2 protein-coding genes are annotated in these 1304 nt (G+C 59.0%); one reads left to right on the plus strand and one right to left on the minus strand.

The genetic code is table 11. The annotated features are described in order from the left end of the window. The coding region (locus AC1DPR_RS32005) for a LysR substrate-binding domain-containing protein (RefSeq protein ID WP_477818029.1) at nucleotides 1–388 on the plus strand (388 nt) is incomplete at its 5' end. A 93-nt stretch (nucleotides 389–481) separates the two neighbouring features. On the opposite strand, the gene AC1DPR_RS32010 is transcribed toward AC1DPR_RS32005, so the two are convergent. Next, a partial coding sequence (locus AC1DPR_RS32010) for an MFS transporter (protein WP_477818030.1) occupies nucleotides 482–1304 on the minus strand: 823 nt, incomplete at its 5' end.

A 1304-nucleotide genomic window follows, 5' to 3' on the forward strand; every position in this document is an offset into this window, starting at 1 on the left:
AAGCTACCTGGAACGATTTGGCACCCCAGATCATCCAACCGACTTGGTCGAACATCGCTGCGTGAATATCCGACTTGGAGACGATCGGGTATACCACTGGGAGTTCGAGAAAGGTGATGAGAAGCTGGCCATCAAAGTACCGCGCATGGTAATCGTCGATCATGCGGAGACCGGGCTTGTCGGCGTGCTCGGTGGGATGGGTCTAATGTATCTCCCTGAGCCGCTTGTCAGCAAGCACGTAAAAGAAGGGCGGTTGCGGTTGGTCCTCAGTGATTGGGCGCCTACTGAGCCGGGCTTCCATATTTACTACTCGAGTAGGCGGCAGATGCCGACGGGGCTGCGCTTGCTGATACATCTCGTGAAAGAGATGGCACCCTTGGGGTTATAGAAGAGATCGAAGCGAAATATGCTATGTCTGAATTGCCCGGACACGTCTGACCATTACCTCCCGGGTTCGCGCCGGGTCCAAAGTTCCGACACGTCACGCACTTGCTGGCTCAATTCCCAAGCTGACTAGCGCAGTGGCGAGAGCTAGTCCGACTGCCAATAGCAGGCTCATGCGAAAGCCGTCCAGGAAGCTTGGAGCTCGCGCGAGCAAGGAGCCAAACGTAGCGACCGACAACGCGCCGCCGACTTGGCGGCTCGTATTGAAAACACCACCAGCAGTACCCGCGAGCGAGGCTGGAACACTGGCCAGCAGAACCGATGCAACAGGCGGAGCCACTAACGGCCCCGACAATCCCACCGGAACCATTGCCGCGGCGATAAATGGCACTGGCGTCGCCGGAGGCAGAAGCGCAACGAGACTCAGTCCGGCAGCCATCAGTGTGAGACCCGTGACGATGACACGGCGTGAACCCAACCGAGACGCCAGTCGTGTGCTGAACGGCGTGAGGAGGAGTCCGATCAGCATCATCGGAAGAAAGGTCATACCGGTCGCAGCCGGTGACAGCCCTCGCTGTTGCTGGAGGTACAGGCTCATGAGAAAGGGTAGTCCGAAGTAGCCCATCATGAAAGTGAAGCCGACCATCATCGCAATCTTCGGGTTACGTGTGCCGAAAAGGCTTGGCGGTACCATCGGGTGGGCGCCGCGCAATTGCATGGAAACAAAGGCTGACGCCGAAGCGATGGCGATAAGAAACGAGAGCTTCGTCAATGTTCCGCCAGCGCCGGCACTGCCCGTCTCTATCGCCCCGAACGTCAGGGCCGTCATGGCGACGACTGCTGTCATCTGCCCCCAGAGGTCGAAAGGCGCCACTCGGCGAGGGGATGGACTTGTGCGCTTCAGCAGGGCCAGCGTAGCG

The organism is Rhizobium sp. 01T417 (genome assembly GCF_056398905.1).